The following is a 26180-nucleotide window of genomic DNA, read 5'->3' as shown; positions in this document are numbered from 1 at the left end:
CGCCTGCTGCTGCGGCTCCGGCCGACGCGGCGGCGGCTCCCGCGGCCCAGGCTCCGGCTGCTGCGGCCCCGGCCGCTGCCGCCCCGGCGCCCGCCAAGAAGTAAGGCTCTCCGGAACCGGGGCCGCGACGGCACGTTCGGGTCGCATGACCGACGCCGCCGGCGAGGCCCCGTGCCCGCTTACGCCCCACGTGCCCCTGCGCCGCGTGGAGATCGTGGTCAATCCGAAGTCTGGCGGAGTGGGCGCCAATGCGGCCGCCGACGTCGACCGCATCATGCGCCGCTTCGCGTGCCAGGCCCGGATCGTCGAAGCGGAGCCGGCCCAGGTCCAGAAGGCGCTGGAGGACGCGCTGGCCGCCAAGCCCGACCTGCTGGTCGTGCTGGCCGGCGACGGCACCGCGCGCGCGGCGGCCAGCATGGCCGGCCCTGACGGCCCCCTGATCGCGCCCCTGCCGGGCGGCACCATGAACCTGCTGCCGAAAGCCCTGTACGACACCGCCGACTGGCGCGAGGCGCTGGAGCGCGCGCTGCGCGAAGGGGCCGTGCGCCCAGTCAGCGGCGGCGTGGTCGACGACCGGCCGTTCTATGTCGCCGCCGTGCTGGGCTCGCCGGCCCTGTGGGCCCCAGCCCGCGAAGCCGTGCGGCTGGGCAAGCCGAAGCTGGCCTGGCTTTACGCCCGCCGCGCCGCCCGCCACGCCTTTTCCGGCCGGGTCCGGTTCCGGCTGGACGACCACGAACTGCATCGCTCGACCGCCGTCGCCTTCCTGAGCCCGGTGGTGTCAAAGGCCATGGACGCGCCGGTCGGGCTGGAGGCGGCGGTGCTGAACCCGGCCGACGCGGCCGAGGCCTTCCGGCTGGCGGCGCGGGCCCTGTTCTCCGACTGGCGGGCCGATCCGTCGGTCGAGACCCGCACGGTACAGCAGGCCCGAGCCTGGGCGCGCACCCGCATTCCGGCCATCCTGGACGGCGAACCCGTGCAGCTGGAGAACGAGGTCGAGGTGCGCTTCGTGCCGGTCGCCTTCCGGGCCCTGGCCCCCGCCCCCGGCCCCGATCCGGACAAGGGATCGGCATGACCGGGCGGATCCTGCACTTTTCCGACGTCCACTTCGGGGCGGAGAACACGGCCGCCGTGGCCGCCGCGCTCGACTACGCCCACGCCACCCCGCGCGACCTGGTGCTGATCACCGGCGACGTCACCCAGAAGGGCCGCCGGCGCGAGTTCGAGGGGGCGGCCGCCTGGATCGCGGCCATGCCGGCCCCGGTGTTCGTGGTGCCCGGCAATCACGACACGCCCTACTGGGACCTGATCGCCCGCCTGGCCTGGCCGTGGCGCCGGTTCGAGACCCTGATCGGCCACCCGGCCGTCGACCACCAGTTCGTGGGCGAGCGGCTGGCCGTGCGCGGGGTCAACACCGCCCGCGGCGCGCAGCTGCGGGCCAACTGGTCGAAGGGGGTGATCGACCTGGAGCAAACCCGCCGCGCCGCCGACGCCCTGGCCGCCGCGCCGGCCGGGGCGCTTCGGGTGCTGGCCTGCCACCACCCCCTGCTGGAGATGATCGGCGGGCCGATGACCGGCGAGGTGAAGCGAGGCCGCGAGGCCGCGCAGATCTTCGCCGAGGCGGGCGTCGACCTGGTCATGACCGGCCACGTGCACGTCCCCTTCGCCCTGCCGATCGCGGCGGGCGACCACTGCTCCTATGCGGTGGGGGCCGGCACCTTGTCCCTGCGCGAACGGGGCCAGCCGGCCGGCTTCAACAGCGTGGAGTGGACCGAAGACGCCATCCACGTCACCGCCCTGGCCTGGACCGGCTCGCGCTTCGAGGCCCGCCGCACCTGGAACCTGGAGCGCCGCAAGGGCTGACCGGGCGCGCTCCGGAAAAGACGAAAGCCGCGACCCTGGGAGATCGCGGCTTCCAACCTTCTGAAGTCGGGGTCGAGGCCCGCTAGAGCTTTCGGCCCCTGAAGGCGCCGGCGATCAGCGAGACCACGAACAGCACCAGGAACACATAGAACAGGATCTTGGCGATCGACGCCGCACCAGCCGCAATGCCGCCGAAGCCAAGCACCGCGGCGACGAGGGCCACCACCAAGAAAATCAACGCCCAGCGAAGCATCGCCGCGTTCTCCTTACTGCGACGGCCCCTAAGCGCGGCCGTCTAAGGGAGAAACGTTTCACGCTTGGCGCTGTTCCGAGCTCACTCCACCCGGGCCGGATAGCGCCAGCCGAACTGGTCGCGCGCGGCGGCGCCGAGCTGGGCTTCGGCCAGCTTCCAGTTGGCCAGCTTGTCGAACCAGCCTTCCAGGAAGGTTTTCCGGTCCTGTTTGTAGTCCAGGTAGTAGGCGTGCTCCCACACGTCGCACAGGAGAAGCGGCGTCTTGCCCGGCCGCAGCAGGATGCTGTCGGCGTCGTGGGTCGACAGCACTTCCAGGCGACCGGCATGCACCGCCAGCCACACCCAGCCCGAGGCGAAGTGGTTCACGCCCTCGGTGACGAAGCGTTCGCGCAGGCCCGCCATGCCGCCGCAGTCGCGCTCGATGGCCTCGGCCAGGGCGCCCGACGGCGCGACCGGGTTCGGGGTCATCGAGTCCCAGAAGAACCCGTGGTTCCAGGACTGGGCGGCGTTGTTGAACAGCTTGGTCTCGCCCTCGTCGTGGGCCTTGACCACCACTTCTTCCAGCGTGGTCTGGTTCCAGCCCTTCTGCTCCAGAAGCTGGTTCATCACCTCGACGTACTTGGCGTGGTGCTTGCCGTGGTGGGTGCGCAGGGTGTCGGCCGACATGGTCGGCGCGAGCGCTTCGTGCGGATAGGGAAGATCGGGAAGGACGAACACTTGCTGCTCCGTACGCGGCTAGGATGATCTCAGTGGCGCCGGTCCTTCCCTCCCCCCGAAAGGATCGTCGCGACGAGGGTGGTCAAAGCAGGGTTGCGGATGAATATCCAGCCCGCCGCGACGGCCGCGGCGGTGGCCATGATCGGCCGCTCGCGCACCAGGTCGGCGGCGCGATCCATCAGGCCTTCCATGGCGGGATTGGGGGCGGCGTGGTCGGACTCGCGCCGGCCGGAGTGGCTGCGGCGGTACAGCACGATCGGGAACACCCAGGCGACCAGGGCGGCGACGATGGCCACCACGGCGGCCGCGCCGGCCGGCCCGATGAAGTCGCGCACCAGGGCGTAGAGCGCGAAGCCGGCGGCGACCACCGACACGGCGGCGGCCGCGGCGAGGGCCGCCGCGGCCGCGAGCTTCTGGAAAAGCCGTCGCGCGATCAACGCCGGCGACCGCCGGCCATGAGCAGGCCGATCAGTACGCCGGCCCCCACTGCGGTCAGGGTCGCCGCGATCGGGCGTTCCTTGACCCGCTCGACCAGGTAGGTCTGAGCCTCGTCGAGACGGATGCGGCCGTCGTCGTAATACTGCTGGGCCCGGGCGCGCAGATCGTCGGCGCTGTCGCGCACGCGGCGCTCGGTGCGTTCGGCGAAGTCGCGCAGGCGAGTGTCCTCGCCGTTGCGGGCGGCGGTCGGATCGTCGGCGGCCATGCTCTACCTCCTGAAAAGAACTGGGTTACGGGCCCCGAAACCGGCCGGCTCCGGGGGCCGGGGAACAACGTCAAGGCCGCGCTCGGGTTCCTGCTGCGCTCGGTCGAGCCGGCCGCGCGTGCGCGGCCGGCCCGGCCTTCAGCCTCACTTCTTGGCGGGCGCGGGCGCCGCCGCCGCGGCCGGAGCCGCCGCAGGCGCCGCCAGAGCCTTGTTCACCGCCTCCAGATGGGCGCGCAGCCTGGGCAGGGCGGCGGCGGCGAACGCCTTGATGTCGGCGTTGTCGCCGGTGTCGGCGTAGGTCTGGAAGGCGGCGATAGCCTTCTCGTGCGCGGTGCGCTGGTCGGCCAGGTACTTGGCGTCGAAGTCGGCGGCGGGGGCCGCGCGCAGGTCCGCCACCTCGGTCGCCGCCTCGCCTTCGAGGGCGGTCGGCATGGTCACGGTGAGGCCCGCCTTCTTCACCGCGGCGGCCAGTTCGGTGGCCAGCTTGGTGTGGTCGACGACGATGACCTTGGCCACGTCCTTCACCGCGGCGGTCTGGCCCATCTTCTCGGCCAGCTTGCTGGACTCGAGCTCGAACAGGTTGGCGGAGGCCACCATCGGCACGAACTCGGCGGCGGTGGTCGGGGTCGCCGCCACGGCCGGCGCCGGAGCGACGGGGGCCACCGGCTCGGTGGCCGCGGGCGTGGCCGGCTCGGCGGGAGGCGTCGCCTCCTCCTTGCGACCGCAAGCGGCGGCGGCGAGCAAGGTCAGGGCGATCGCGCCGCTCAGCGCGAAGGGGTTGCGGATCATGGCGGGCTCCTAAGCGAAACCCCGGGGAGGGGGTCGGGCCGAAAAACTCACGCGTCTGTGACCCGGTTCCGAGCTCAAGACTGGCCCCAGCGTCGCGGCGGGCCTATGAACGCCGCCATGACCGAGACCTCGTCCGACTTCGTCTTCTCGCCCGCGCCCCAGCCGTCGGTGCCCGTCGCCGGAACCTCGGCGCGCTTCCCGGTGCGACGCATTCTGTGCGTAGGCCGCAACTACGCCGCCCACGCCCGCGAAATGGGCGCCGACCCGACGCGCGAGGCCCCGTTCTTCTTCGCCAAGCCGGGCGACGCGGTGGCGCCTGGCGGCGGCAACGTCCCCTACCCGTCGGCGACTTCGGACCTGCACCACGAGGTCGAGCTGGTGGTGGCGATCGGCGGCTCGGGCCGCGACCTGACGCCCGAGCAGGCGAGCAAGCTGGTGTTCGGCTGGGCGGTCGGCGTCGACCTGACCCGCCGCGACCTGCAGGCCGAGGCCAAGAAGGCGGCCCGTCCGTGGGACTCGGCCAAGGGCTTCGACGCCTCCGCCCCGATCTCGGAGATCATTCCCTTCGAGGCCCTGCCGAACCCGACCGGGCGCATCCGCCTGTCGATCGACGGCCAGGCCCGCCAGGACGCCGACCTGGGCGACATGATCTGGGACCCGTGCGAGGTGATCGCCGAGGCCTCCAAGCTGTGGCAGCTGGCCCCCGGCGACCTGATCTTCACCGGCACGCCCGAGGGCGTCGGCGCCATCGGCCGCGGCGAGCAGGCGGTGGCGGAAATCGACGGCGTGGGGCGGCTGGTCTTCCGGATGGTCTGACCATGACCCCGGTGCTGCACAACTACTGGCGCTCGGGCACGTCCTACCGGACCCGCATCGCGCTCAACCTGAAGGGCGTGGCCTACGAACAGGTCGGCGTGGACCTGCGCGCGGGCGCCCAGAAGAGCGACACCTACCTGGCGCTCAATCCGCAGGGCCTGGTGCCAGCCCTGGAGGCCGACGGCCACGTCTTCACCCAGAGCCCGGCCATCCTGGAATGGATCGAGGAGCGCTGGCCCGAGCCCGCCCTGCTGCCCAAGGACCCGGTCGGCCGCGCCGACGTGCGGGCCATGGCGGCGATCGTCGCCTGCGACATCCATCCGCTGAACAATCTGCGGGTGCTGAAGTCGATCAAGCACGACCTGGGCGCCGACGAGGCCCAGACCAAGGCCTGGACCGCGCGCTGGATCGAGGCGGGCTTCACGGCGCTGGAAGCGCTGATCGCGCGGCGCGGCGACGGCTGGTCGTTCGGAAACGCCCCGACGCTGGCCGACTGCCATCTGATCCCCCAGATCTATTCGGCCCGGCGCTTCGAGGTCGACCTGACCCCATTCCCGCGCATCCTCGAAATCGAGGCGCGCGCCGCCGAACACCCGGCCTTCCAGGCCGCGCACCCTGACCGTCAACCGGACGCGGACTGATGCTTGAGAACCTGAAAGCCAAGAACCAGGCCTGGGCCCGCGCCAAGAAGGAGGTCGATCCGGGCTTCTTCACCCGCCTGGTGAACCAGCAGAACCCCGAATACCTGTGGATCGGCTGCGCCGACAGCCGGGTGCCGGCCAACGAGATCGTCGGCCTCGACCCGGGTGAGATGTTCGTCCACCGCAACGTGGCCAACCTGACCCCGCCGTCCGACGCCAACTACCTGTCGGTGCTGCAGTACGCGGTCGAGGTGCTGAAGGTGAAGCACGTGCTGGTGGTCGGCCACTACGGCTGCGGCGGCGTGCGCGCGGCGGTGGAGAGCACCAGCCACGGCCTGATCGACCACTGGCTGTCGCCGATCCGCGACCTGGCCCACGAGAAGCGCCACGAGCTGGGCGTGATCGGCGACGAGCAGGCGCGCCTGGACCGGCTGTGCGAGCTGAACGTGATCCGCGGCGTGCGCAACGTCGCCTCCAACCCGTTCATCACCTCGGCCTGGGACCGCGGCCAGGAGATGTCGGTGCACGGCTGGGTCTACTCGCTGGCCAACGGCCTGGTGTCGGACCTGAACGTCAGCGTCGCCTCGCGCGACGACTTCGCCGAACTGTTCCTGGACTGACGGGAACCGAACCGGCCTTCCTCGCGGTCTAAGCTGACGCCGACCCGCCGAAGGAGAGCCCGCGATGATGACCGCCGCGCCCCAGAAGGAACACGAGTGGCTGCAGCAGCTCGTGGGCGAATGGACCTTCGAGGCCGAGGCCCAGGCGGGGCCGGGCAAGCCGCCCGAGAAGGCGAAGGGCCGGGAGTCCGTCCGCTCGCTAGGCGGGCTGTGGATCGTGGCCGAGGGCTACGGCGAGATGCCCGGCGGCGGGACCGGCGAGAACGTCATGACGCTGGGCTTCGAGCCGACCCGCGGCCGCTTCGTCGGCAACTGGGTCGGTTCGATGATGACCTGGATGTGGGTCTATGACGGCCGCCTGGACGCCAGCGGCAAGGTGCTGACCCTGGACAGCGAGGGCCCGGCCTTCTCGGGCGAGGGCACGGCGAAGTACCAGGACGTGATCGAGATCGTCGACGCCGACACCCGCCTGCTGCGCTCGCGCACCCTGGGCGACGACGGCGAGTGGCGCGAGTTCATGGTCGCCCGCTACACCCGCAAGGTCGAGCCGATGGCCCCGGCCAAACTGGTCGCGCCGCACGGCACCCACTAAGCCGCCTCAGCCGCAGCAGGCTCACCAGCGCCAGCGGACGCCCAGGCGAGCCGCATAGCCCCCGGCGTCGCCGCCGAACAGCGCTTCGGCCTTCGCGGAGGCCTCGAGCCCGTGGAAGGCGAGCGCCGTGACCCCGAGCTCGGCGCGGCCGAACGGCTCGGCGCCCGGATCGGTCAGGTGGAAGGCGTCGCCGGCGATGCGAACCGTCGTCCGGCTTTCGGCGTCGAACTCACGGACGCCGTAGAGACCGACGTAGGGGGCCAGGTCCGCCACCCCCGTGGCCCAGCGCGTCCCGACCCGTCCGCCCAGTTCCGCGCGCAGGCTCGACGCGTCGCCGAACTCGACCTGGCTTCCCTCGACCGCGAAGCCGTCGAGGTCGGCGTCGATCCAGGCCAGGCGCGCGGTCGGTTCGACGAACCAGCCGTCCCCGCCGGCCCGCCAGCCGCCCTCGAGCTTCGCCCCCAGGGCATGCCCCCCGATCTTGCGGGTTTCGCCCATGGTTTCGAGGCCGAGCCGGATGTCGAAGACGTCCAGCTTGGCCAGTCCGTTCAGGAAGAACGCGCCCTTGGTCCAGCCGCCGTAGACGCCCAGGTTGAAGCCGTCGAACTCGGCGCTGTTGCCGGACGCCATCCGCTGGTCGGCCCCGGCGAACCCGACCGACAGGCCGACCACGGCGTCGCCCGTCGCCCAGTCCAGGCCGGTCTGCAGGCCGCGGAAGCTCTGCTCGTAGGACAGGTCCGCGGTCGTGGCGACGCCGCCGACGGTGAAGTGCTCGAGCCCGCGGTCTTCGGACTGCTCGCCGGCGAAGACCTGGGCCCAGCCCTGGGGGCCGGCGCCGCGCGAGGAGCCGATGTCGCGCAGCTCGGCCATGCGGGCCGACCAGACGTCGCCAGTGGCGCGCCAGAAGTTCTGCGCGCCGGCGGCCACCCGGGCCGGCTCGAACACCTCCTCGTCGGCCGCGCCGACGGCGGTCCAGGTGTTGGTCTCGGCATCGAAGGACAGGGTGTAGTCGACCATGCCCAGATCGCCGTCCAGGACGAACTCGTCGCCGGTTTCGTCGGCGCTGGAGACGACCAGCTCCAGCGCCTCGGCGATCTCGCCGCCGCCGATCCTGGTCAGCGCAAGGGTGGTCTGGCCGTCGGCGCTGCCGACCCGCAGGGTGTCGCTGCCGCCGCTGGAGAGGTCCATCCGGACGGTCGAGCCGGCCAGGCCGTGCCAGGCGGCCGACGACAGGTCGAGCACGTCGCCGACGTGGCCGTTGGCCAGGCTCACCGTGCCGGCGTTGTCGAAGACCTCCAGCCCGGCGAACACGATCACGCCCGGCGTGGTCGCGTCCGGCCGGACCTGCAGGAGTCCCGAGTTGGCGAACCGGTCGACGCCGCCGCCGAACTGGCTGTCGATGGTGGCCCGGAAGGTCCCCGAGTTGTCGAACAGGTCGGCGCTGTCGGTCAGGCTGACGCCGCCCACGACGGTGTTGGACGCGTTGTGGATGGTCGCCGCGCCAGCGCCCTTGACGTCGATGGCCAGGCCGCTGTCGGCCCGCACCGTGCCGTTGATGGTGATCGTCGTGCCGGTCGCCGAATAGGCGCGGACGCCGACGTCCTCGCCACGGACCTCCGAACCGGCGTCCAGGGTGATCTCCACCCCGCCGGCCGCGGCGCGCGCGTTCACGCCGGCGCCGGCGGCCGAGGAGGCCTCGTCGCCGACGGTGATGGCGACATCCCCCGCCTGGCTGTAGGCGGAGATCGCGTCGCTGGCGCCGCCCAGGGCGCGCACCGTTCCGGCCTCGAGGCTGATATCGCCGAGCACGCTTTCCAGGCGCACGCCGTACGACTGCGCGCCGCTGACCGTGACGGACCCGACTTCGACGTCGACGTCGCCGGGCCCGGCGCCCACGAAGACGCCGTGGCTGTCGGCGCCGGACGTGACGACCGTGCCGCTGGTCACGGACACGTCGCCGCCTTCGTCGGCGTCGCTGACGATCCAGATCCCGGCGCTGGCGTCTCCGGTGGTGGAAACCGTCTCGCTGTCGACCACGACGTCGCCGCCGTGCGCGTAGATCTCCATGCCGAACGCGCCGTCGCCGTGGGTGACGATCGACCCGCTGGTGACGCTCACCGGGCCCTGGCTGGCCGAGACCCGGACGCCGACGGCGGCGTCGCCGGCGGTTTCGATCTCGTCGCTGAGAATCTCGACCTCGGAGGACCCGCTGGCGTCGACGACGACGCCGCGCGCGCCGGTGGCGGCGGTGGTGACCGAGCCGACCTCGATCTTGATGTCGCCGGACTCGCTCTGCACGGAGACGCCGTCCGCATAGCCGTCGCCGCAGTCGTCGTCGCAGGCGTTGGTGGTCGTCACCAGATCGGCGACCACGTGGACGTCGCCCGTGCGGGAGAACGCTTCGATCCCGACCGCGCCGACGCCGCTGGTGCGCACCGAGGCGACGTCGATGGACACCAGGCCGTCTTCCGCCCAGGCGTCGATCCCGGACGCGTAGTCGCCGTGGGTCTCGATCGTGCCCGTACCGACAATGCTGATCGCCCCCCCGAAGGCGAGGACCTCGACCGCGGCGGCGCTCCGTCCCTCGGTGACGATCGAGCCGGCGTTGGAGACGCTCACCGCGCCCTCCGCCTCCCACTTCTGCACGCGAATACCCGCGCCATCGCCGTACTGGTGGATCAGGCCTGCGTTGGAGATGGTGACCGCACGGTTGGTGTAGACACCGATGCCGGCCGCGTCGTCGCCGTGAACGAGAATCGACCCGTCTTCGTCGTTGGTGACCGTCACGTCGGCGTAGAAGCCGTCCACAAAGACGCCGCCGCGGCCGTCGCCGTGCATTTCGATCCGGCCGGAGTTCAGCACGGCCACGTCGCCGGCGTAGGCTTCGTCGCCGGTGTCGATGTGGATGCCGTCGGCCGGCTCGCCCGCGCCGGATTCGCCCTCGGCCACGGTGATCGTGCCCGTGCTGGTCACCGAGATGTTCCCGGCCGTGCTGACCCGGATGCCGGCGCCGTCGACGACCGAGATGTCGCCCGACACGATGGTGATGTCGCCGGTGTCCGACTGGGCGTCGATGCCGACCGACATCGGCCCGAACGAATAACCGTCGCTGTAGCTGCCGCCGTCCGCGATGATCGTATCGCTGTCGATGTGGATGTCGCCGCTCTCGGTGGCGACCACGATCCCGTTCGACGAGGCCCCGTGCGCGACCACCGCGCCGCTGTCGACGGTCACGGTTCCGGAGCCGGAGACGGCGTGGATGCCGGTCGCGTAGTCGCCCTCCATCGTGATCGAGTCGCTCTCGATGTCGAGGTCGCTGGTCTCGGAGTTCGCGCGGATCCCGCCGGACCCGAGCCCGTCGGTCGTAATCGAACCACTGTCGATGTGCGCGCCGCCGTCGGTCGCGACGACGCTGACGCCGAACGCCGCCTCGCCGGTGGTGGCGATCTCGTCGCTGAGCACCTCGACGTAGCCGCTCGCGGCGAACGCGCGAATGCCGGTCGCGGCGTACGCCGACACATAGCCGCTGTCGATGTGGACGTCGGCGTAGCCGCCGCTGGCGTCGGCGAAGATCCCGTCGCCCCCTTGGACCACCACGGAATCGCTGGTCACCGAGATGGTCGCGCCCTCCGCGCGCGCCGTCGCCCAGACGCCACGCCCGTTGGTGCTGGCGACCTCTCCGCTCACGATCGTCACCGAACCGTAGGTGGATCGCGCGACCACGGCGTCGCCGGCCGCGGTGACGCTCCCGACGGTCACCGAGGCGGAACCTTGTCCGACGACGAAGACCCCGTCGTTCACCGAGCTGCCGGCCAGACCGTCGAGCACGATGTCGCCGGCGCCGCGCAGGTTGACCGCGCCCTCGACGACAACGTCTTCGCCCAGGACCACCGTGAGGTCGTCGACCGGGTCGGTCCAGCCGTACTCGACGCCCGCGTACGGGCTGCCGGCGGCGGCGCAGGTCACCGTCGGGACCGGTTCGGCCGGAACGGCGCCGCATTCGTCCGCGGCGAAGGCGCGCTCGGGCGCGGCGGCGGCCAGGGCGGCGATCGAGACGCCCAGGGCCGTGCCGAGCAGCAGGGTCCGACGGCGGGACGACGTGCGAACGCCGCGCGCGATGCCAACGAGCATGATGAATTTCCCCGACTTGACGACGTGAAGCACGGCCGGCGCGAGGCCGACTTCGTTTGGCGTCAAATGTTCAGGGACAACACGGTTCTGGGAACGAGCTTGGCCGCGCGACGGACCGGGTTCACCGCAAACCGAACCGGCGCGGAAGGCCTGGGCTCAGGGCTCCCACCACAGCCGCAGCAGGTTGCCCAGCGCCTTGTCGAGCAGCAGGCGGGCCTCGTCGTCGGGCAGGTTGGCGCGCACCCGGTGCAGGTCGAACAGGATCTCGCGCTGGTCGGCGCGGCCGACCCGGCTCTGGATCCAGCCGACCGCCGCCAGCCGCTCGCCGCGGGTGACCGGGGTGACCCGATGCAGCTGGCCGGTGGGATAGAGCACCGCGCTGCCGGCGGGCGGCCGCATCTCGCGCTCGCCGTCCAGGCCGCTGAGCAGCAGGGCCCCGCCCTCGTAGGTCTCGGGATCCGACAGGAACAGGGTGAAGGACATGTCGCTGCGCATGCGCTCGCCGGCGTCCGAGCCCATCACCGCGTCGTCGGTGTGCAGGCCGTACTGCTGGCCGGGCTCGTAGCGGGAGAACAGCAGCCGCGACCAGCGGGCCGGGCGGGCGTAGGCGGTGAACAGGCCGTGGCGCTCCAGCGCCTGGCGCACGAAGGTGGTCAGGGCCTGCACCGAGGCGTGGTTGCGGTCGGCCTGGGTGTTCGACTTCACCTTCCGGGCGGTCGGGCCGGCGGTCAGCCGGCCGTCCTGGAACGGCGCCTCGGCGAGGCCCTCGCGCACCCGCAGGACGTCTTCACGCGACAGCACGTCGGACAGGATCAGCACGTCTCACGCCCCCATACGAAAAGCGCCGGCGCGGTGGCCGCGCCGGCGCTTCTCAACGCTTACCCGCCCGCGCTCACCAGCGCCAGCGGACGCCCAGGCGGGCGCTGTAGCCCTCGGCGTCGCCGCCGACCAGGGCCTCGCCCTTCACGAAGCCTTCCAGGCCGTGGAAGGTGACCGCGGTGACGCCGAAGTCGACGCGGCCGTGGGCCCCGGCGGCTTCGTCGGTCAGGCGGAAGGTGTCGCCGGCGATGGAGAAGGCGGTCTGGTTCTCGCCGTCGAACTCGTCGACCGCGAACAGGCCCAGGTACGGCACCAGGTCGACCACGCCGTTGGTCCAGTGCGTGCCGAACCGCGCGCCGGCTTCGCCCAGCAGGCTCGACGCGTCGCCGAACTCGACCGTGCCGCCAGCGGCGGAGAAGCCGTCCATGTCGACGTCAGTCCAGGACAGGCGCGCCGACGGTTCGAAGAACCAGCCGTCGCCGCCGACCCGCCAGCCGGCCTCGGCCTTGGCGCCCCAGGTGCGGCCGTCCACCTCTTCCGAGGCTTGCAGGGTCCGCAGGCCCAGCCGGGTCTTGTAGACGTCGGCCTTGACCAGGCCGTTCACGAAGAACGAGCCCGGGTTCCAGCCGCCGTAGGCGCCGAAGTTGAAGCCGCCGAACTCGGCGCTGTTGCCCGAGGCCATGCGCTGTTCGGAGTCGCCGAAGCCGATCGTCACGCCCAGCACGGTGTCGCCGGTCGACCAGTCGACGCCGGTCTGCAGGCCGCGATAGCTTTGCTCGTAGGCCAGGTTCACGTCCGACGGTGCGCCGCCGACGGTGAAGCGCTCGGTCCCGCGGTCTTCCGACTGCTCGCCGCCGAAGGCCTGCACCCAGCCCTGCGCGCCCTGGCCGCGATCCGAGCCGATGTCGCGCAGCTCGGTCATGCGGGCCGACCAGGCGTCGCCGGTCTCGTTCCAGAAGTTCTGGGCCCCGGTCAGGAAGCGGCCCGGCTCGAACACCTCGGTGTCGGCGGTGCCGACCGCCGACCAGGTGTCGGTGGCCGCGTCGAAGTCCATGATGAACTTCACGAAGCCGGTGTCGCCGTCGAGGGTGAACTCGTTCCCGGTTTCGTCGGAGTTGGAGACGACCAGCTCCAGCGCCTGACCGATACCGCCGCCGGCGCCGCTAAGGACGATGGTGGTGTGGCCCGTGGCGTCGTCGACCAGCAGGGTGTCGCTGCCCGACCCGGAGATGTCCAGTTCGAGGGTCGAGCCGGCTTCGCCGTTCCAGGTGGCCGACGACAGGTCGAACACGTCGCCGGCGTGGCCGTTGGCCAGGTCCACGACGCCGGCGTTGTCGAAGGTCTCCAGGCCCTGGAAGACGATCGTGCCCGGCGTGCTCGAGCCCGGCAGGATCTGCAGCAGGCCGGTGTTGTCGAACAGGTCGACGCCTTCGCCGAACTGGCTGTCGATGGTGGCCTGGAAGGTGCCGGTGTTGTCGAACAGGTCGTCGTTGTCGGTCAGGCTGACGCCGCCGATCACCGTGTTCGACAGGTTGTGGATGGTCGCCGCGCCCAGGCCCTTGACGTCGATGGCCAGGCCGCTGGCCGCCGACACCGTGCCGTTGATGGTGATCGTCGTGCCGGTGTCGGAATAGGCGTAGATGCCCACCGTTCCGCCCTGCACCCGCGAGCCGGCCGCCAGCTTCACGTCCACGCCGCCGTAGTAGCTGTAGGCGTGCACGCCCGCGCCGTTGGCCGAGGTGACCTGGCCGCTGATGTTGACGCCGATGTCGCCTTCGTAGGCGTAGACGTGGACGGCGTCGCCGGCCTCGCCCTGGGCCCGCACCGAACCGAGGTTCAGCTTGACGTCGCCGTACTCGCTGTCGACCAGCACGCCGGTGGCCTGGTCGCCGCTGACCGTGACGTTCTGGGCGTTGATGGTGACGTCGCCGTACTCGGTCTCCACGCGGATGCCGTCGCTGGCGTGGCCGTACTCGGTCACATAGACCCAGCTCTCGGTGTAGCTGTCGTAGTACGACACCTCGTTCGCCTTGCGGCCGCCCGTCGTGGTGACCGCCGTGGCGTTGACCACGACGTCGCCGTTGTCCGCGTCGATGTCGATGCCGCGCGACGAGTCGCCGGAGGTGGCGGTCGCGTTGGCCGTCACGTTGACGTCGCCGAGCGTGGCCTCGACGACGATGCCGTCGCTGTAGTCGCCGGACGTGATCACCGCGCCGCTATGAACGGTCACGTCGCCCTCGATCTCCCAGCTCTCGTCGTCGCCGTAGGTGTAGCGGCCGTAGGCCGTCACGCGGATGCCGGCGCTGTCGTCGCCCAGCGTGGTGATGTTCCCGCTGGTGATGTCGACGTCGCCGCCGCCGTATTCGCCCTCGCCGAAGAAGGCGTAGCCGCTGAACACGGCGATGCCGTCCGCCGAGCCGCCTTCGGTGCGGATCGTGCCGCTGGTGACGTGGATGTCGCCGGCCACGAAGGTCGCCCCGTACTCGCCTTCGCCGAAGAAGGAGTCGAGGTTGGCGGTGTTGATCAGGATGCCGCCGGACCTGTCGCCCCGCGCGATGATCCGGGTGCTGTCGACCGAGACGTCGCCGCCGATCGCCATGACCTGGATGCCGTTGGCGTAGGCGCCCCAGGTGTCGATGATCCCGCTGTCGATCGTGACGCCGCCGCCCATGCCGACCGCGGTGATGCCCGCCGAGCTCTCGCCGGAGGTGTAGATCTTGTCGCTCGTGACGTCGATCAGGCCGCCGGACACGAACGAAGGCACGGTGGTGTAGAACTCGGGCTCGATCTCGACCCGCGTGAACACCACGCCGCCGTTGTTGGCGACGATGCCCGAAGCGTAATCGCCCGAGGTCTCGATCGTGCCGCTGTCGATGGTGACGCCGCCGGCCACGCCGCGGGCCACGATGCCGATCGCGCCGTCGCCGGCCGTCTCGATCGCGCCGCTGGTAACAATGACGTCGCCGCCCGGCTCGGCGCCGCCGTATTCGCCTTCGCCGTAGAAGCCCAGGGTGAAGCCGCTGGAGGCGTACACGCCCACGGCTCCGTCGCCGTCGGTGCTGACGGAGACGACGTCGACGTCGACGTCCCCGGTCGTCCCGAAGTGCGGGCCCATGACCAGGGCGAACGGATTGACGCCGCCTTCGCCGCCCAGCATCGGGCCGGACCAGAAGCCGAGGACGTCCTCGGCCGACCCGGCCGCGACGCTGATCCCGGCGCTGCCCGAGCCGTGGGTGACGATCGTGCCGGCGTCGATGTCGACCGCGCCGGTGCGGACGATCGGCGGCGGACCGAACGGGCCCGAGATGTACTCGTCCCGGCCGGAGATCACCTGGATGCCCGCGGCCCAGTCGCCCGAGGTCGTGACCCGGTCGGCGGTCACCTGGATGTCGCCGAAGACGTATTCGCCTTCGCCTGAGTAGGCGTCGCCGAGGAAGCCGCCGTACATGCCCGCCGAGACGCCGACCGCATAGTCGTCGCCGGTCGTCACGCTGCCCACGTCGATGGTGACGTTTCCGGTTCCGCTGGACGCGCTCACGCCGACGCTGTCGCCCTCGCCGGAGCACCCCTCGCCCTCGCTGCAGGAGCTGCCCGTGACCACCAGGTCGGCGTTGACCCTGACCGAGCCGCTCTCGCTCCACACGTCGATGCCCGACGCGGACCCGCCGCCGACATGGACCGAGGCGACGTCGACCAGAACGTCGCCGTCGTACGAATGGCCGTAGATCGCGCCGGAGCCGTAGCCCGAGGTCTCGATCGTCCCGGTGCTGTTGAGGGTGACCGTCCCGGCTTCGCTGTGGAAGGTGATCGCGCTCGAATAGTCGCCTTCGGTGACGATCGAGCCCGCATTGGTGATGGTCAGGGCGCCTTCGTCGGTGCCCGCGTGAATGCCGGTCGAGTAGGTGTCGTAAAGGTGGATCGACGCGCCGGCCTGGTTCGTCACCGACAGGGCGCCGCCGTCCTCGTTGTGGACGCGGATGGCGGTGGTGTCGCGGTCGCCGACGATCTCGCCGGCGTTGGTGATCGACACCGCCGACCCGGACCCGTAGCCGTAGATGCCGTTGCGGTTCGATCCGTGGATCTCGATGCGGCCCTCGTTGACCACCTGGACCGTGCCGCCGGGCTCTCCCTCGCCGGAATTCTGCGAGTCGAAGTAGATGCCGGACGAGTAGCCGTAGCCGCCGTTCCGCTCGCCGTCCGCGACCAGGAGCGTGCCGGTGCTGGTGATCGAGATGTTTCCAGCCGTCTCAACCGAAATGCCGATCCCGTCGGTGACGCTGATGTCGCCGGAGGTGATGGTCACGGCGCCGTCCGTCGAGCGCACGTCGATGCCGACCGGCCGCCGGCCGTAAGTCGTGTAGCTCCCGTATTCGCCGTAGGTCGTCTCGACGGCGCGCCCGCCGTTCAGGGCGATCTCGTCGCTGGTCACGGTGACCGCGCCGGAGGTGGTGTAGACGTCGATGCCCGAGGCCGAGGCCCCGTCGGTGGTGATCGAGCCGCTGTGCAGCTCGACCGGGCCGAGCCCGCCTTCGACCTTGATGCCGGTCGAGTAGTCGCCGGCGGTGTGGACCGTGTCGCTCTGAACGTAGACCTCGCCCTCGGCGGCCTTGACGAGGATGCCCTCGGAATAGTCGCCGGCGGTGGTCACCGAGCCGCTGGTCACGGTCACGTCGCCGTGGGAGGCGGCCGCGACGATACCCGTGGCCCAGCTGCTGCGGGTGGTGGTGACCGTGGCGCTGTCGACGACGACGTCGGCGCTGCCGCCTTCGCCGCTGTAGGCGTAGATGCCCTCGTCGTAAGACTCGACCGTCCCGCTGGTGATGTTGATGGTTTCACCTTCGGCGCGCGCCCAGGCGAAGATGCCGCGGCCTTCGACGGCGGTGACCGACGTGCTGGTGACGGTCACCGAGCCGAGGTTGGAGCTCGCCGCGACGCCGGTCCAGTCCCCGCTGACCGTGCCCACGTTCACCGTCGCGCCAGCCTCGCCGCTGACCGACACGCCGTCGCCGTAGCCCGCGCTCACCGAGGCCGCCGTGACCGAGCCCGTCCCGGAGGACGTCACCTGGATCCCCGCGCCCGTCGGATTGTCGATCGAGCTGCCGGCCTGGGCGTTGACCGCGAGGTCGCCGGTGCCGGTCACGCGGACCAGGCCTTCGACCGTGACGTCGGGCTGGATCACGACGGTCAGATCTTCGACGCCGTCGTACTGGACGCCCGGATAGGGGCTGTCAGCGACCGTGCAGGTGACCGTGGGCGTCGCGCCCGCCGGGACCGCGCCGCATTCGTCGGCGGCCAGGGCGCGGTTCGGAACCGCGGCGGCCAGGACGGCGATGGAGACGCCCAGCGCGGAGCCGAGCAGCAAGACGCCACGGCGCGACGACACGCGGGTTCCGCGCGCAACACGAACGGCCATTGATTTGTCCCCCGACAAATGACGCGACGTATGGTTAGCCTAAAGCTAACTACGTTCAGTGAGCGCCATTATCCGAGTTGCAAAGCTGGCGCAATGCACCTCTGCCGGGAAAAACCGGGAGTTTTATTACGTCCGCGCAAGGAATCAGCCGAGCTGCGGGTAGGCCTCGAGCGTGAGGAACTCGGCGCAGGTGTCCGCCAGGGTCATGTCGCGGAACAGGCGCGCGGCCGCCTCCAGCCGGGTCAGCTCCGGACGCAACCGCAGCTGGTCCAGTTCGTCGGCGAACAGGGCCTCGAACAGCTGCGGGGTGACGATGCGACCGTCGTCCAGCGTCGCCTTCAGCCGCAGCCACTGCCAGATCTGCGTGCGGCTGATCTCGGCGGTCGCGGCGTCCTCCATCAGGTTGTAGAGCGGCACCGCCCCGCGTCCGCGCAGCCAGGCCTCCAGGTACTGGACGCCGACGCGGATGTTCTCGCGCAGGCCCGCCTCGGTGCGCGCGCCCTGGTGCACCTTCAGCAGGTCCTCACGGGTGACGGTGACGTCCTCGCGGCCGTTGGATAGCTGGTTGGGGCCCGTCATCAGCCGGTCGAACACCTCCATGGCCACCGGCACCAGATCGGGGTGCGCCACCCAGGTGCCGTCGTGGCCCCAGCCGGCTTCGCGCTCCTTGTCGGCGCGCACCTTGGCGAAGGCCGCGGCGTTGGCCTCGGCGTCGCCCTTCACCGGGATCTGGGCCGCCATTCCGCCCATGGCGAAGGCCCCGCGGCGGTGACAGGTCTTGATCAACAATTGACAGTAGGCGCGCAGGAAGGCCTCGCCCATCACCATGCGCGAGCGGTCCGGGGTCAGGCGCTCCGGCGCTTTGCCCAGGCGCTTGATGTAGCTGAAGATGTAGTCCCAGCGGCCGCAGTTCAGGCCGACCACGTGCTCGCGCAGCTCGAACAGGATCTCGTCCATCTCGAAGGCGGCCGGCAGGGTCTCGATCAGCACCGTCGCCTTCACGATGCCGGGCGACAGGCCCAGCGCTCCTTGCGCGAACACGAAGACGTCGTTCCAGAGCCGCGCCTCGTGCCGGCTCTCCATCTTCGGCAGGTAGAAGTACGGCCCCGAACCGGCCGCGATCGACGCGCGCGCGCAATGGAACAGGTAGAGGCCGAAGTCGAACAGCGCCGCCGACACCGGCTGGCCGTCGACCTTGAGGTGCGCCTCGTCCAGCGCCCAGCCGCGCGGGCGGACCATCAGCACCGCCGGGCGCGGGCCCAGGGCGTAGCGCTTGCCGCTGGCCGGGTCCTCGTGGGTCAGGGTTCCGGCCCAGCGGTCCTTCAGGTTGGCCTGGCCCTCGATCAGGGCGTCCCAGGTCGGGCTGGTGGCGTCCTCGAAGTCGGCCATGAACACCTTCGCGCCGGAGTTCAGCGCGTTGATGATCATCTTGCGGTCGACCGGCCCGGTGATCTCGACCCGGCGGTCCAGCAGGTCGGACGGCACGCGGGCGATCTTCCAGTCGCCCGCCCGCACGTCGGCGGTCTCGATCGGGAAGTCGGGCAGCTCGCCGGCGTCGAAGCGCTTCTGCCGCAGCAGGCGCTGGGCCAGCAGTTCGCGCCGGCGCGCGTCGAACCGACGGTGCAGCTCGGCCACGAAGCCGAGCGCGTCCTCGGTCAGGATCTCCGCGGCACGGCCCTCGACCGGGCGGGTGAGTTCGACCGTGTGCAGGGCGGCGTCGAGGGGCATGGGCAGGATCCGCAGATGGCCGCCCTCCCTTCGACAGGGAGGAGGCGGGGTGAGGGTGGAGACGCGACCGACGCCGAACGGGGCGCGGAGACGCAACGCACGACCTGTTTACGTCGCGCCGCCCCCCTCACCCAACCCTCTCCCCGCCAGCGGAGAGAGGGCTTGCGGCGTCACTGCGGCAGGCGCAGGTGTTCGGAGGTGATGGAGTAGCGGGCGGTGGCCTTGCTGCGGTCCGCGTCCGAAACCTGTCGCCAGGCCTGGACGGCGTCGTCGCGCGTGTCGAACGGGCCGATCATCTTGCCCTGGCCGTCGCGCAGGTTCTTGAAGCCCATGCAGGTGTAGTCGCCGCCGACCACCCAATACCGCTCGGTCATCGTCCTCACTCCTCCTACTCGGCCGCAACCCGGGCGGCTTCGAACTGTTCCGTTTCGGTGGAAAGCCCCATGGCGGTGGTCGACGAGCGGCCGGCGCTGATGGCCATGGCCACCTGGTCGAAATAGCCGGTGCCGACCTCGCGCTGGTGGCGGGTGGCGGTGTAGCCGCGCGCCTCGGCCGCGAACTCGGCCTCCTGCAGCTCGGAATAGGCGCCCATGCCGCGGTCGCGGTAGCCGCTGGCCAGCTCGAACATCGAGTGGTTCAGGGCGTGGAAGCCGGCCAGGGTCACGAACTGGAACCGGTAGCCCATGGCCCCGAGCTCGCGCTGGAAGCGCTCGATGGTCTCGGGATCCAGCTTCTTGCGCCAGTTGAACGAGGGGCTGCAGTTGTAAGCCAAGAGCTTGCCCGGATATTCGCGATGCACCGCCTCGGCGAACTTGCGCGCGTCGTCCAGGTCCGGGTGCGAGGTCTCCCACCACAGCAGGTCGGCGTGCTTGGCGTAGGCCAGGCCGCGGGCGATGCAGTGGTCCAGGCCCGTGCCTTCCTTCAGCCGGTAGAAGCCCTCCGGCGTGCGGCTGTCGGGCTCGATGAACGGGCGGTCGCGCTCGTCTACGTCGGAGGTGATCAGCCGGGCGGACTCCGCGTCGGTGCGGGCCACGATCAGGGTCGGCACGCCCATGACGTCGGCGGCCAGGCGCGCGGCGGTCAGGTTGCGCTCGTGCGCCGAGGTCGGGATCAGCACCTTGCCGCCCAGGTGGCCGCACTTCTTCTCGGAGGCCAGCTGGTCCTCGAAGTGCACGCCCGCGGCCCCGGCCTCGATGAAGGCCTTCATGATCTCGAAGCTGTTCAGCGGCCCGCCGAAGCCGGCCTCGGCGTCGGCCACGATCGGCACGAACCAGTCGCGTTGCGCGCCGCCCTCGGCGTGCTCGATCTGGTCGGCGCGCTGCAGGGTGCGGTTGATCCGGCGGCACAGCTCCGGCGCGGCGTTGGCCGGGTACAGCGACTGGTCGGGATACATGGCCGAGGCGGTGTTGGCGTCGGCCGCCACCTGCCAGCCCGACAGGTAGATCGCCTTCAGCCCGGCGCGGACCATCTGCATGGCCTGGTTGCCGGTGACCGCGCCCAGCGCGTTCACGAACGGCTCCTCGTGCAGCAGCTTCCACAGCGTGTTGGCGCCCCGCTCGGCCAGGGTGTGGGCGATCGGGAAGGACCCGCGCAGGCGCAGCACGTCGTCCGTCGTGTAAGGCCGCTCGATCCCGTCGAAGCGGTCGGCGCGGGCGCCTGGCACCAGGTCCTTGAAGCTTGTCACAATCTGTCTCCTCGCCGACTCGGGCCGTGCGCTTCCGTGTGTGGAGAGGAAAACACCCGTCGTTCGCAGGGGAAACCAGCTGGGCCCTCGAATTCGGGCCATCTTGTCAAAAGCGACTTGTCACCTTCTGTCACAACGTGACAACTTGCACAGATGGTCGACGCTGAACGCAAGCTGTTCCTGGGCGGGCGCCTGAAGCGCCTGCGCCGCGATCTGGGCCTGACCCAGACCAAGATGGCCGAGGACCTCGGCGTGTCGCCGAGCTACCTCAACCACCTGGAGCGCAACCAGCGGCCGGTGACCGCGCAGGTGCTGCTGCGCCTGGCCCAGCGCTACGACCTGGACCTGCGCAGCTTCACCGGCGACCCCGACGCCGGCGGCGAGGCCGACCTGGCCGAGGTGTTCGCCGACCCGCTGTTCCGCGACCTGGCCATTCCCCGCCACGAGGTGGCCGAGCTGGTCGAGAACGCGCCCGGCGCGGCCGAGGCGGTCGTGCGGCTGTACCGGGCCTTCTCCGACCGGCGCCGGCGCGAGGCGCTGGGTGAGGCGGCGGTCAGCGGCGACGGGCGCGAGACCGGCGCGGCCCTGACCCCCACCGACTGGGTGCGCGACTACATCCAGGGCCACCGCAACCACTTCCCCGAGCTGGACGAGGCGGGCGAAGCGACCGCCAAGGCGCTGGGCGCGCCGGCCCACGCCTTCGAGGCGGCGGCGACCGCCCGGCTGGCCAATTACGGCGTGCAGGTCCGGGTGATGCCGGTGCAGGTCATGGTCGACTTCGTCCGCCGCTACGACATCCACCGCCGCCGGCTGATGCTGGCCGAGACCCTGCAGGCCTCCAGTCGCGCCTTCGCCTGCGCCTACCAGCTGGCCCTGGCCGAGCACGGCGACCTGCTCAACGCCGCGGTCGAGACGGCCGGCGCGCCCGACCTGCCGACCAAGCGCCTGCTGAAGGTGTCGCTGACCAACTACCTGGCCGGCGCGATCCAGATGCCCTACGGCCGCTTCCACGAGGCGGCCGAGACCCTGGGCTACGACATCGGCGTGCTGAAGGCCCGGTTCGGGGCCAGCTACGAGCAGGTCTGCCACCGGCTGACGACGCTGTCGCGGGCCGGCGCGCGCGGCGTGCCGTTCTTCCTGCTGCGCGTCGACCAGGCCGGCAACGTGTCCAAGCGCTTCGCCGCCGGGGCCTTCCCGTTCTCGCGCTTCGGCGGCACCTGCCCGCGCTGGAACGTGCACGCCGCCTTCCGCACGCCGGGCCGGGTGCTGACCCAGGTGATCGAGACCGCCGACGGGGCGCGCTACTTCACCCTGTCGCGCACGGTGAAGCGCACGCCGGCCGCCTGGGGCGGGGCCGAGGACGCCGAGCTGGCGGTCGGGCTGGGCTGCGAGCTGAAGTACGCCGGGCGGCTGATCTACGCGCGCGGCCAGGACCCCGCCGCCGCCCCGGTCACCCAGATCGGCCCGACCTGCCGGCTGTGCGAGCGGCCCAACTGCCGCGAACGCGCCGCCCCGCCGCTGACCCGCACCCTGACGGTGGAGGACTTCAGCCGCTCGGTCAGCCCCTTCCCGTTCGCCACGCACGGGTGAAACGAAAAAGGGGCGCCGCTCGCGCGACGCCCCCGGTTTCTGTCGGTCGGAGAGCCGCGCGTTACGCCGGCACGGCCTTGGCCGTTTCGGCCTCCGCCTCGACCTCGCCTTCGGGCAGCAGCTGCTTCTCCCACTTGGCGACGACGGCGGCGGCGACCGAGTTGCCGACCACGTTGGTGGCGCTGCGGCCCATGTCGAGCAGGTGGTCGACCGAGAGGATCAGCAGCACGCCGGCTTCCGGCAGGTTGAAGTAGGCCAGGGTGGCGGCGATCACCACGATCGAGGCGCGCGGCACGCCGGCCATGCCCTTGGAGGTGACCATCAGCAGCAGCAGCATCATCACCTGCTGGCCGAGGCTCAGCTCGATGCCGTAGGCCTGGGCGATGAACAGCACCGCGAAGGTGCAGTACATCATCGAGCCGTCGAGGTTGAACGAGTAGCCCAGCGGCAGGACGAAGCTGGCGACCTTGCGCGACACGCCGAACTTCTGGAGCGCCTCCAACGTGCGCGGATAGGCGGCCTCCGAGCTGGCGGTCGAGAAGGCCAGCAGCACCGGGGCGCGCACGCCGGCGATCAGGTGCTTCACGCGCTTGCCGACGACCAGGAAGGCGGCGCCGATCAGCACCACCCAGAGCAGGCCCAGCGACAGGTAGAAGCCGCCGACGAACTTGGCGTAGGTGACCAGGACGTCGAGGCCCTGGGTGGTCACCGTCGCCGCCAGCGCCGCGAAGATGGCGATCGGCGCGAAGTTCATCACGTAGCCGGTGACCTTCAGCATCACGTTGGCGACCTGCTCGGCGAAGGTCAGCACCGCCGGGGCCTTGTCGTCGATGGCGGCGATGGCCGTGCCGACGAACACCGAGAACACCACGATCTGCAGGATCTCGTTCTTGGCCATGGCGTCGATGATCGAGCTGGGGATCAGGTGCTCGACGAAGCCTTTGATGGTCATGCCCGACGCCTTGACGGTCTCGGCGGCCGCGTCCGGCGTGGGCGGCGACATGCCGACGCCCGGCTGGAACAGGTGGACCATGACCAGGCCCAGCGTCAGCGACACAAGCGAGGCGCCGACGAACCACAGCATGGTCTTCACCCCGATCCGGCCGATCGAGGCGCTATCCTCCATATGGGCGATGCCGACCACCAGGGTCGAGAATACAAGCGGCGCGATGATCATCTTGATCAGGCGCAGGAAGGCGACCGAGACGACGTTCAGGCCGTCGGCGACCTGGCTGGCCTGCTCGGGAGCCATAAACCGGTTGCAGAGGAAGCCGAGCAGGACGCCGCCGACCATGGCGCCGAGGACGAGAAGAGCGAAACGACGGTTCATGGGACCCTGTGTCGACTAATTCGCAGCCCAGGCAAAGAGCGGGGCCGGAGCGCCCGCGTCAAGGCGACTCGGCGTCCCGGGGAGTCCCAGGTCGCCGCGTCGGCCGTTCGACGCCGGACCGGGCCGGCGCGACGAAAATTCGACCAACGCGGTCCGGGAAAAGCGCGAAGTCGGAAAAGCTTCGGATGATGGTCGGGGCCTCGTCATGACCTCGCCACGAAGGCGGAGCTATACCGCATACATCGATGCAACCGCCAACTGCTGGCGGCGCAGCAATCGGTTTGAGTGACGGACGTATTTATCAGGAGAGCGCGCATGCGTTTGCGGGCGCAGATCACCATCGACATCGAGGCGGCGGACTTCCTCGAGGCGGCCGACCACCAGCGGCAGCTCGAGACCATCCTCGGCCAGGTGAAGAAGAATTACATGCAGGCGGCGCTGCAGCTGCGCGAGCGTCGCCAGCGGGCGGCCAGCCGGGCGATCGCGCCCAAGGCGCCGCTGAAGCACTACACCGGCAAGCTGAGCGCCTACGCCGACCGCGGCTGACATGCGCCACCGCAACACCGTCCTCGAAAGCCTGGAATTGTTCCGGGAGCAGAACCCGAACATCTGGGTCAGCAACATGCTGGCGTTCCTCTACGTTTGTGAAAACGAAGGGATCAACGTCAAGGAGCTGGCCCAGGTGTGTCGCTTCAACGAGGCGACCGCCTCGCGCAGCATCCGTTCGCTGGCGGAGAAAGACACGCCCGGGGCCCTGCCCCCGGCGCTGGGCCTGATCGAGCTGGTCCAGAACCCCCAGGACGGCCGCGGCCGTCTGCTGCGCCTGACCGAGAAGGGCCGCCGCCTGCGCGACGAGCTCGACGGCATCATCCGCGCCGGTCACACCATCGTGCTGCCGGCCGCCTGAAGCCGGCGATCTGAATCAAACGATCTGAGCGCGCGGCGCGGCCGCGCCTCAGGCGCGATCGGCGACCGTGTAGACGTCGACGTTTTCGGATTCGACCCGCGAGAACACCACCCGCCCGTCGCGGACGAACAGGCCCGCGCGCGGGTAGACGCCGGGCAGGCTGCGGACGGCCGCGACGACGCCGGTCGTCAGGTCCAGGCGCAGCAGCTGATCGGCCTGCGCCCCGTCCAGGGCCCAGATCGCGCCTTCGGCCACCGTCCAGCTCCGCGGGTCGACCGCGGCCAGCTCGCCGATCTTGCTGAGTTTTCCCGAGGCGCGGTCGAAGCGCCAGAAGCCGGGCGCCGCCAGCCGCTGCACGTAGAGCACGCCGTCCTCGGCTTCGATCGCGCGGACCGCGTCCTCGACCAGCCGGCGCTCGCGCCCGTCGGCGGCGCGTTCATAGAGCGACAGCCGCGAGCCCTCGTCGCGAATGAAGTAGAGCCGCGCACCGTCGCGCGACCAGAGCGGATAGCGCTCCGACGCAGGCGTGTGGGCCAGCAGCTGGAAGGCGCCGGTCGCCACGTCGACCCGGCCCAGGTCGAACTGACCGCCGGAGCGCACCGACAGGTAGACCGAGCGGCCGTCCGGCGACCAGGCCGGCTCGCGCGGCATTTCGGTGCGGAAGTCGGAGACCTGGTGCGCCCGGCCGTCGGCCTCGGCGACCCACAGCTGCAGCGAGCCTGATCGGTCGGACAGGAAGGCGAGACGCTTGCCGTCCGGCGACGGGGCGGCGGTGCGGTCGCGACGCGAGGTGGACGTCAACCGCTCGGGCTCGCCCGCGTCGAGCGGCGCGCTCCACAGGCCCATCTGCCAGTCGCGGCGCTGGAAGGCGATGGCCTCGCCGTCGGAGCTGGAGGGGTACTCCGCCCGCGCGTCCTCGGTCAGCCGCCGCCAGTCCGAACCGCGCGCGTTGAGCGACCACAGCGAGTAGCTGGCGCCCGACTGGCGGTTGGAGGCGACCACCAGCCGGTCGTCGCGGCCACGCGTCAGGCCGTGGATCGAGGCGTTGTCGCGCGTGATCCGACGCACCTTCCCGCCAGCCAGGTCCAGCGCGTAGACGTCCGCCACGCCCGGCGTGGAGGTCCGCACGAAGAACACCCGCTTGCCGTCCGCCGACGGCGCGGGATCGGTGTCGCCGAGATAGGGACCGGCCACGCCCGAGTCGGTCAGGGGCTTCAGCCGCCCGGTTTCGAGGTCCAGGCGCGACAGGCGGAAGCCGGCCTCCGGCGAGGCCCGGTCGGCGACCACCAGGGTGTCGGCGTCCAGCCAGGCCACGCCGCCGAGATCGGCCGCCCGGCAGGTCCCGACCTGGCGGATCGCGCCGTCCAGGGGCGACACCACCATCACCGCGCAGCCGCGCGCGTCTTTCTGCACGAAGGCCAGGCGGGCCATGTCCGGCGACCAGGCCGGCCGGCTCGCCTCCACGCCCGGCGGCGTCAGCCGCCGCGCCTCGCCGCGCAGGGTGCGCACGTACAGGCCGCCGGGGTCGCCGGCCGGCTGGCCGACATAGGCCAGCCAGGCGCCGTTCGCCGACAGGGCCGGCTGCAG

The 26180-nt window shown here is 71.0% G+C and carries 21 protein-coding genes and 1 pseudogene; 9 read left to right on the top strand and 13 right to left on the bottom strand.

Going from position 1 to position 26180, the window contains the following annotated elements; genetic code table 11:
• The first annotated feature begins 145 nt into the window (after positions 1-145).
• Together G3573_RS08645 and G3573_RS08640 are read left to right on the top strand one after the other, a co-directional pair.
• Positions 146-1072, top strand: a complete 927-nt coding sequence (locus G3573_RS08645; protein ID WP_205598154.1) for a diacylglycerol kinase family protein — start codon at positions 146-148, stop codon at positions 1070-1072.
• A complete protein-coding gene (locus G3573_RS08640) occupies positions 1069-1860 on the top strand; it encodes a metallophosphoesterase (protein ID WP_163260687.1) in 792 nt (263 codons plus the stop codon). Before G3573_RS08645 ends, G3573_RS08640 begins: the two co-directional genes overlap by 4 nt.
• 82 nt (positions 1861-1942) lie before the next feature.
• Here the strand turns inward: G3573_RS08640 and G3573_RS08635 are convergent, their stop codons facing one another.
• The 5 genes from G3573_RS08635 to G3573_RS08615 all read right to left on the bottom strand — a co-directional run bounded on the left by G3573_RS08635 (position 1943) and on the right by G3573_RS08615 (position 4322).
• Entirely contained in the window at positions 1943-2113 is a 171-nt protein-coding gene (locus G3573_RS08635; RefSeq protein ID WP_163260686.1) for a DUF1328 family protein, read from the bottom strand.
• 81 nt (positions 2114-2194) lie between these two features.
• Positions 2195-2830, bottom strand: a complete 636-nt coding sequence (locus tag G3573_RS08630) for a superoxide dismutase (protein ID WP_163260685.1) — start codon at positions 2828-2830, stop codon at positions 2195-2197.
• 29 nt (positions 2831-2859) lie between these two features.
• Positions 2860-3267, bottom strand: coding sequence for a hypothetical protein (locus G3573_RS08625; protein WP_163260684.1), 408 nt, complete (start codon positions 3265-3267; stop codon positions 2860-2862).
• Entirely contained in the window at positions 3264-3533 is a 270-nt protein-coding gene (locus G3573_RS08620; RefSeq protein WP_163260683.1) for a DUF883 domain-containing protein, read from the bottom strand. Before G3573_RS08620 ends, G3573_RS08625 begins: the two co-directional genes overlap by 4 nt.
• A gap of 144 nt (positions 3534-3677) precedes the next feature.
• On the bottom strand, positions 3678-4322 hold the full coding sequence (locus G3573_RS08615) for a DUF4142 domain-containing protein (RefSeq protein ID WP_163260682.1): 645 nt from the start codon (positions 4320-4322) through the stop codon (positions 3678-3680).
• A 117-nt stretch (positions 4323-4439) separates the two neighbouring features.
• Between G3573_RS08615 and G3573_RS08610 the strand changes: the two genes are divergently transcribed.
• The 4 genes from G3573_RS08610 (at position 4440) to G3573_RS08595 (ending at position 6991) form a co-directional block, all read left to right on the top strand.
• A complete protein-coding gene (locus G3573_RS08610) occupies positions 4440-5138 on the top strand; it encodes a fumarylacetoacetate hydrolase family protein (protein ID WP_163260681.1) in 699 nt (232 codons plus the stop codon).
• A 2-nt stretch (positions 5139-5140) separates the two neighbouring features.
• Positions 5141-5779 (top strand): maleylacetoacetate isomerase, encoded by a 639-nt coding sequence (gene maiA / locus G3573_RS08605; RefSeq protein ID WP_163260680.1) that lies wholly within the window; start codon positions 5141-5143, stop codon positions 5777-5779.
• Positions 5779-6399 carry a carbonic anhydrase gene (locus G3573_RS08600; protein WP_163260679.1) on the top strand — a complete coding sequence of 207 codons (621 nt, stop codon included), beginning with the start codon at positions 5779-5781 and terminating at the stop codon, positions 6397-6399. The genes maiA and G3573_RS08600 overlap by 1 nt, the downstream gene beginning before the upstream one ends.
• 67 nt (positions 6400-6466) lie before the next feature.
• Positions 6467-6991: a DUF1579 domain-containing protein gene (locus G3573_RS08595; RefSeq protein WP_163260678.1), complete on the top strand. Its 525-nt coding sequence runs from the start codon at positions 6467-6469 to the stop codon at positions 6989-6991.
• 21 nt (positions 6992-7012) lie between these two features.
• Here the strand turns inward: G3573_RS08595 and G3573_RS08590 are convergent, their stop codons facing one another.
• From G3573_RS08590 to aceA, 6 genes are all read right to left on the bottom strand, one after another.
• The gene (locus tag G3573_RS08590; protein WP_163260677.1) at positions 7013-11122 is read right to left on the bottom strand and encodes an autotransporter domain-containing protein; all 4110 of its coding nucleotides are present in this window, start codon (positions 11120-11122) and stop codon (positions 7013-7015) included.
• Between the two features lie 156 nt (positions 11123-11278).
• The gene (locus G3573_RS08585) at positions 11279-11941 is read right to left on the bottom strand and encodes a Fe2+-dependent dioxygenase (protein ID WP_163260676.1); all 663 of its coding nucleotides are present in this window, start codon (positions 11939-11941) and stop codon (positions 11279-11281) included.
• 73 nt (positions 11942-12014) lie between these two features.
• Positions 12015-17324 carry an autotransporter domain-containing protein gene (locus G3573_RS22555; RefSeq protein ID WP_163260675.1) on the bottom strand — a complete coding sequence of 1770 codons (5310 nt, stop codon included), beginning with the start codon at positions 17322-17324 and terminating at the stop codon, positions 12015-12017.
• Positions 17325-17498: 174 nt separating this feature from the next.
• The gene (gene aceB / locus G3573_RS08575) at positions 17499-19082 is read right to left on the bottom strand and encodes a malate synthase A (protein ID WP_163260674.1); all 1584 of its coding nucleotides are present in this window, start codon (positions 19080-19082) and stop codon (positions 17499-17501) included.
• Positions 19083-19252: 170 nt separating this feature from the next.
• A complete protein-coding gene (locus G3573_RS08570; RefSeq protein ID WP_163260673.1) occupies positions 19253-19456 on the bottom strand; it encodes a hypothetical protein in 204 nt (67 codons plus the stop codon).
• A gap of 14 nt (positions 19457-19470) precedes the next feature.
• Positions 19471-20766: an isocitrate lyase gene (aceA, locus tag G3573_RS08565; RefSeq protein ID WP_163260672.1), complete on the bottom strand. Its 1296-nt coding sequence runs from the start codon at positions 20764-20766 to the stop codon at positions 19471-19473.
• Between the two features lie 153 nt (positions 20767-20919).
• On the opposite strand from aceA, the gene G3573_RS08560 reads away from it, so the two are divergent.
• Positions 20920-22356, top strand: a complete 1437-nt coding sequence (locus G3573_RS08560) for a helix-turn-helix transcriptional regulator (protein ID WP_163260671.1) — start codon at positions 20920-20922, stop codon at positions 22354-22356.
• 61 nt (positions 22357-22417) lie between these two features.
• On the opposite strand, the gene G3573_RS08555 is transcribed toward G3573_RS08560, so the two are convergent.
• Positions 22418-23686: a dicarboxylate/amino acid:cation symporter gene (locus G3573_RS08555; RefSeq protein WP_163260670.1), complete on the bottom strand. Its 1269-nt coding sequence runs from the start codon at positions 23684-23686 to the stop codon at positions 22418-22420.
• A 315-nt stretch (positions 23687-24001) separates the two neighbouring features.
• Between G3573_RS08555 and G3573_RS08550 the strand changes: the two genes are divergently transcribed.
• Positions 24002-24232 carry a hypothetical protein gene (locus G3573_RS08550; protein WP_163260669.1) on the top strand — a complete coding sequence of 77 codons (231 nt, stop codon included), beginning with the start codon at positions 24002-24004 and terminating at the stop codon, positions 24230-24232.
• A gap of 1 nt (position 24233) precedes the next feature.
• Positions 24234-24593 (top strand): winged helix DNA-binding protein, encoded by a 360-nt coding sequence (locus tag G3573_RS08545; RefSeq protein WP_163260668.1) that lies wholly within the window; start codon positions 24234-24236, stop codon positions 24591-24593.
• 48 nt (positions 24594-24641) lie between these two features.
• On the opposite strand, the pseudogene G3573_RS08540 reads toward G3573_RS08545, so the two are convergent.
• Positions 24642-26180 (bottom strand): annotated as a pseudogene (locus G3573_RS08540) (PD40 domain-containing protein); the annotation flags it as partial.

Origin of the sequence: Caulobacter sp. 17J65-9, assembly GCF_010975005.1 — a bacterium.
Taxonomy (GTDB): Bacteria; Pseudomonadota; Alphaproteobacteria; order Caulobacterales; family Caulobacteraceae; genus 17J80-11.
The sequence above is the reverse complement of the archived record's forward strand: the minus strand, read 5'-3'. Positions and strand labels throughout refer to the sequence as shown.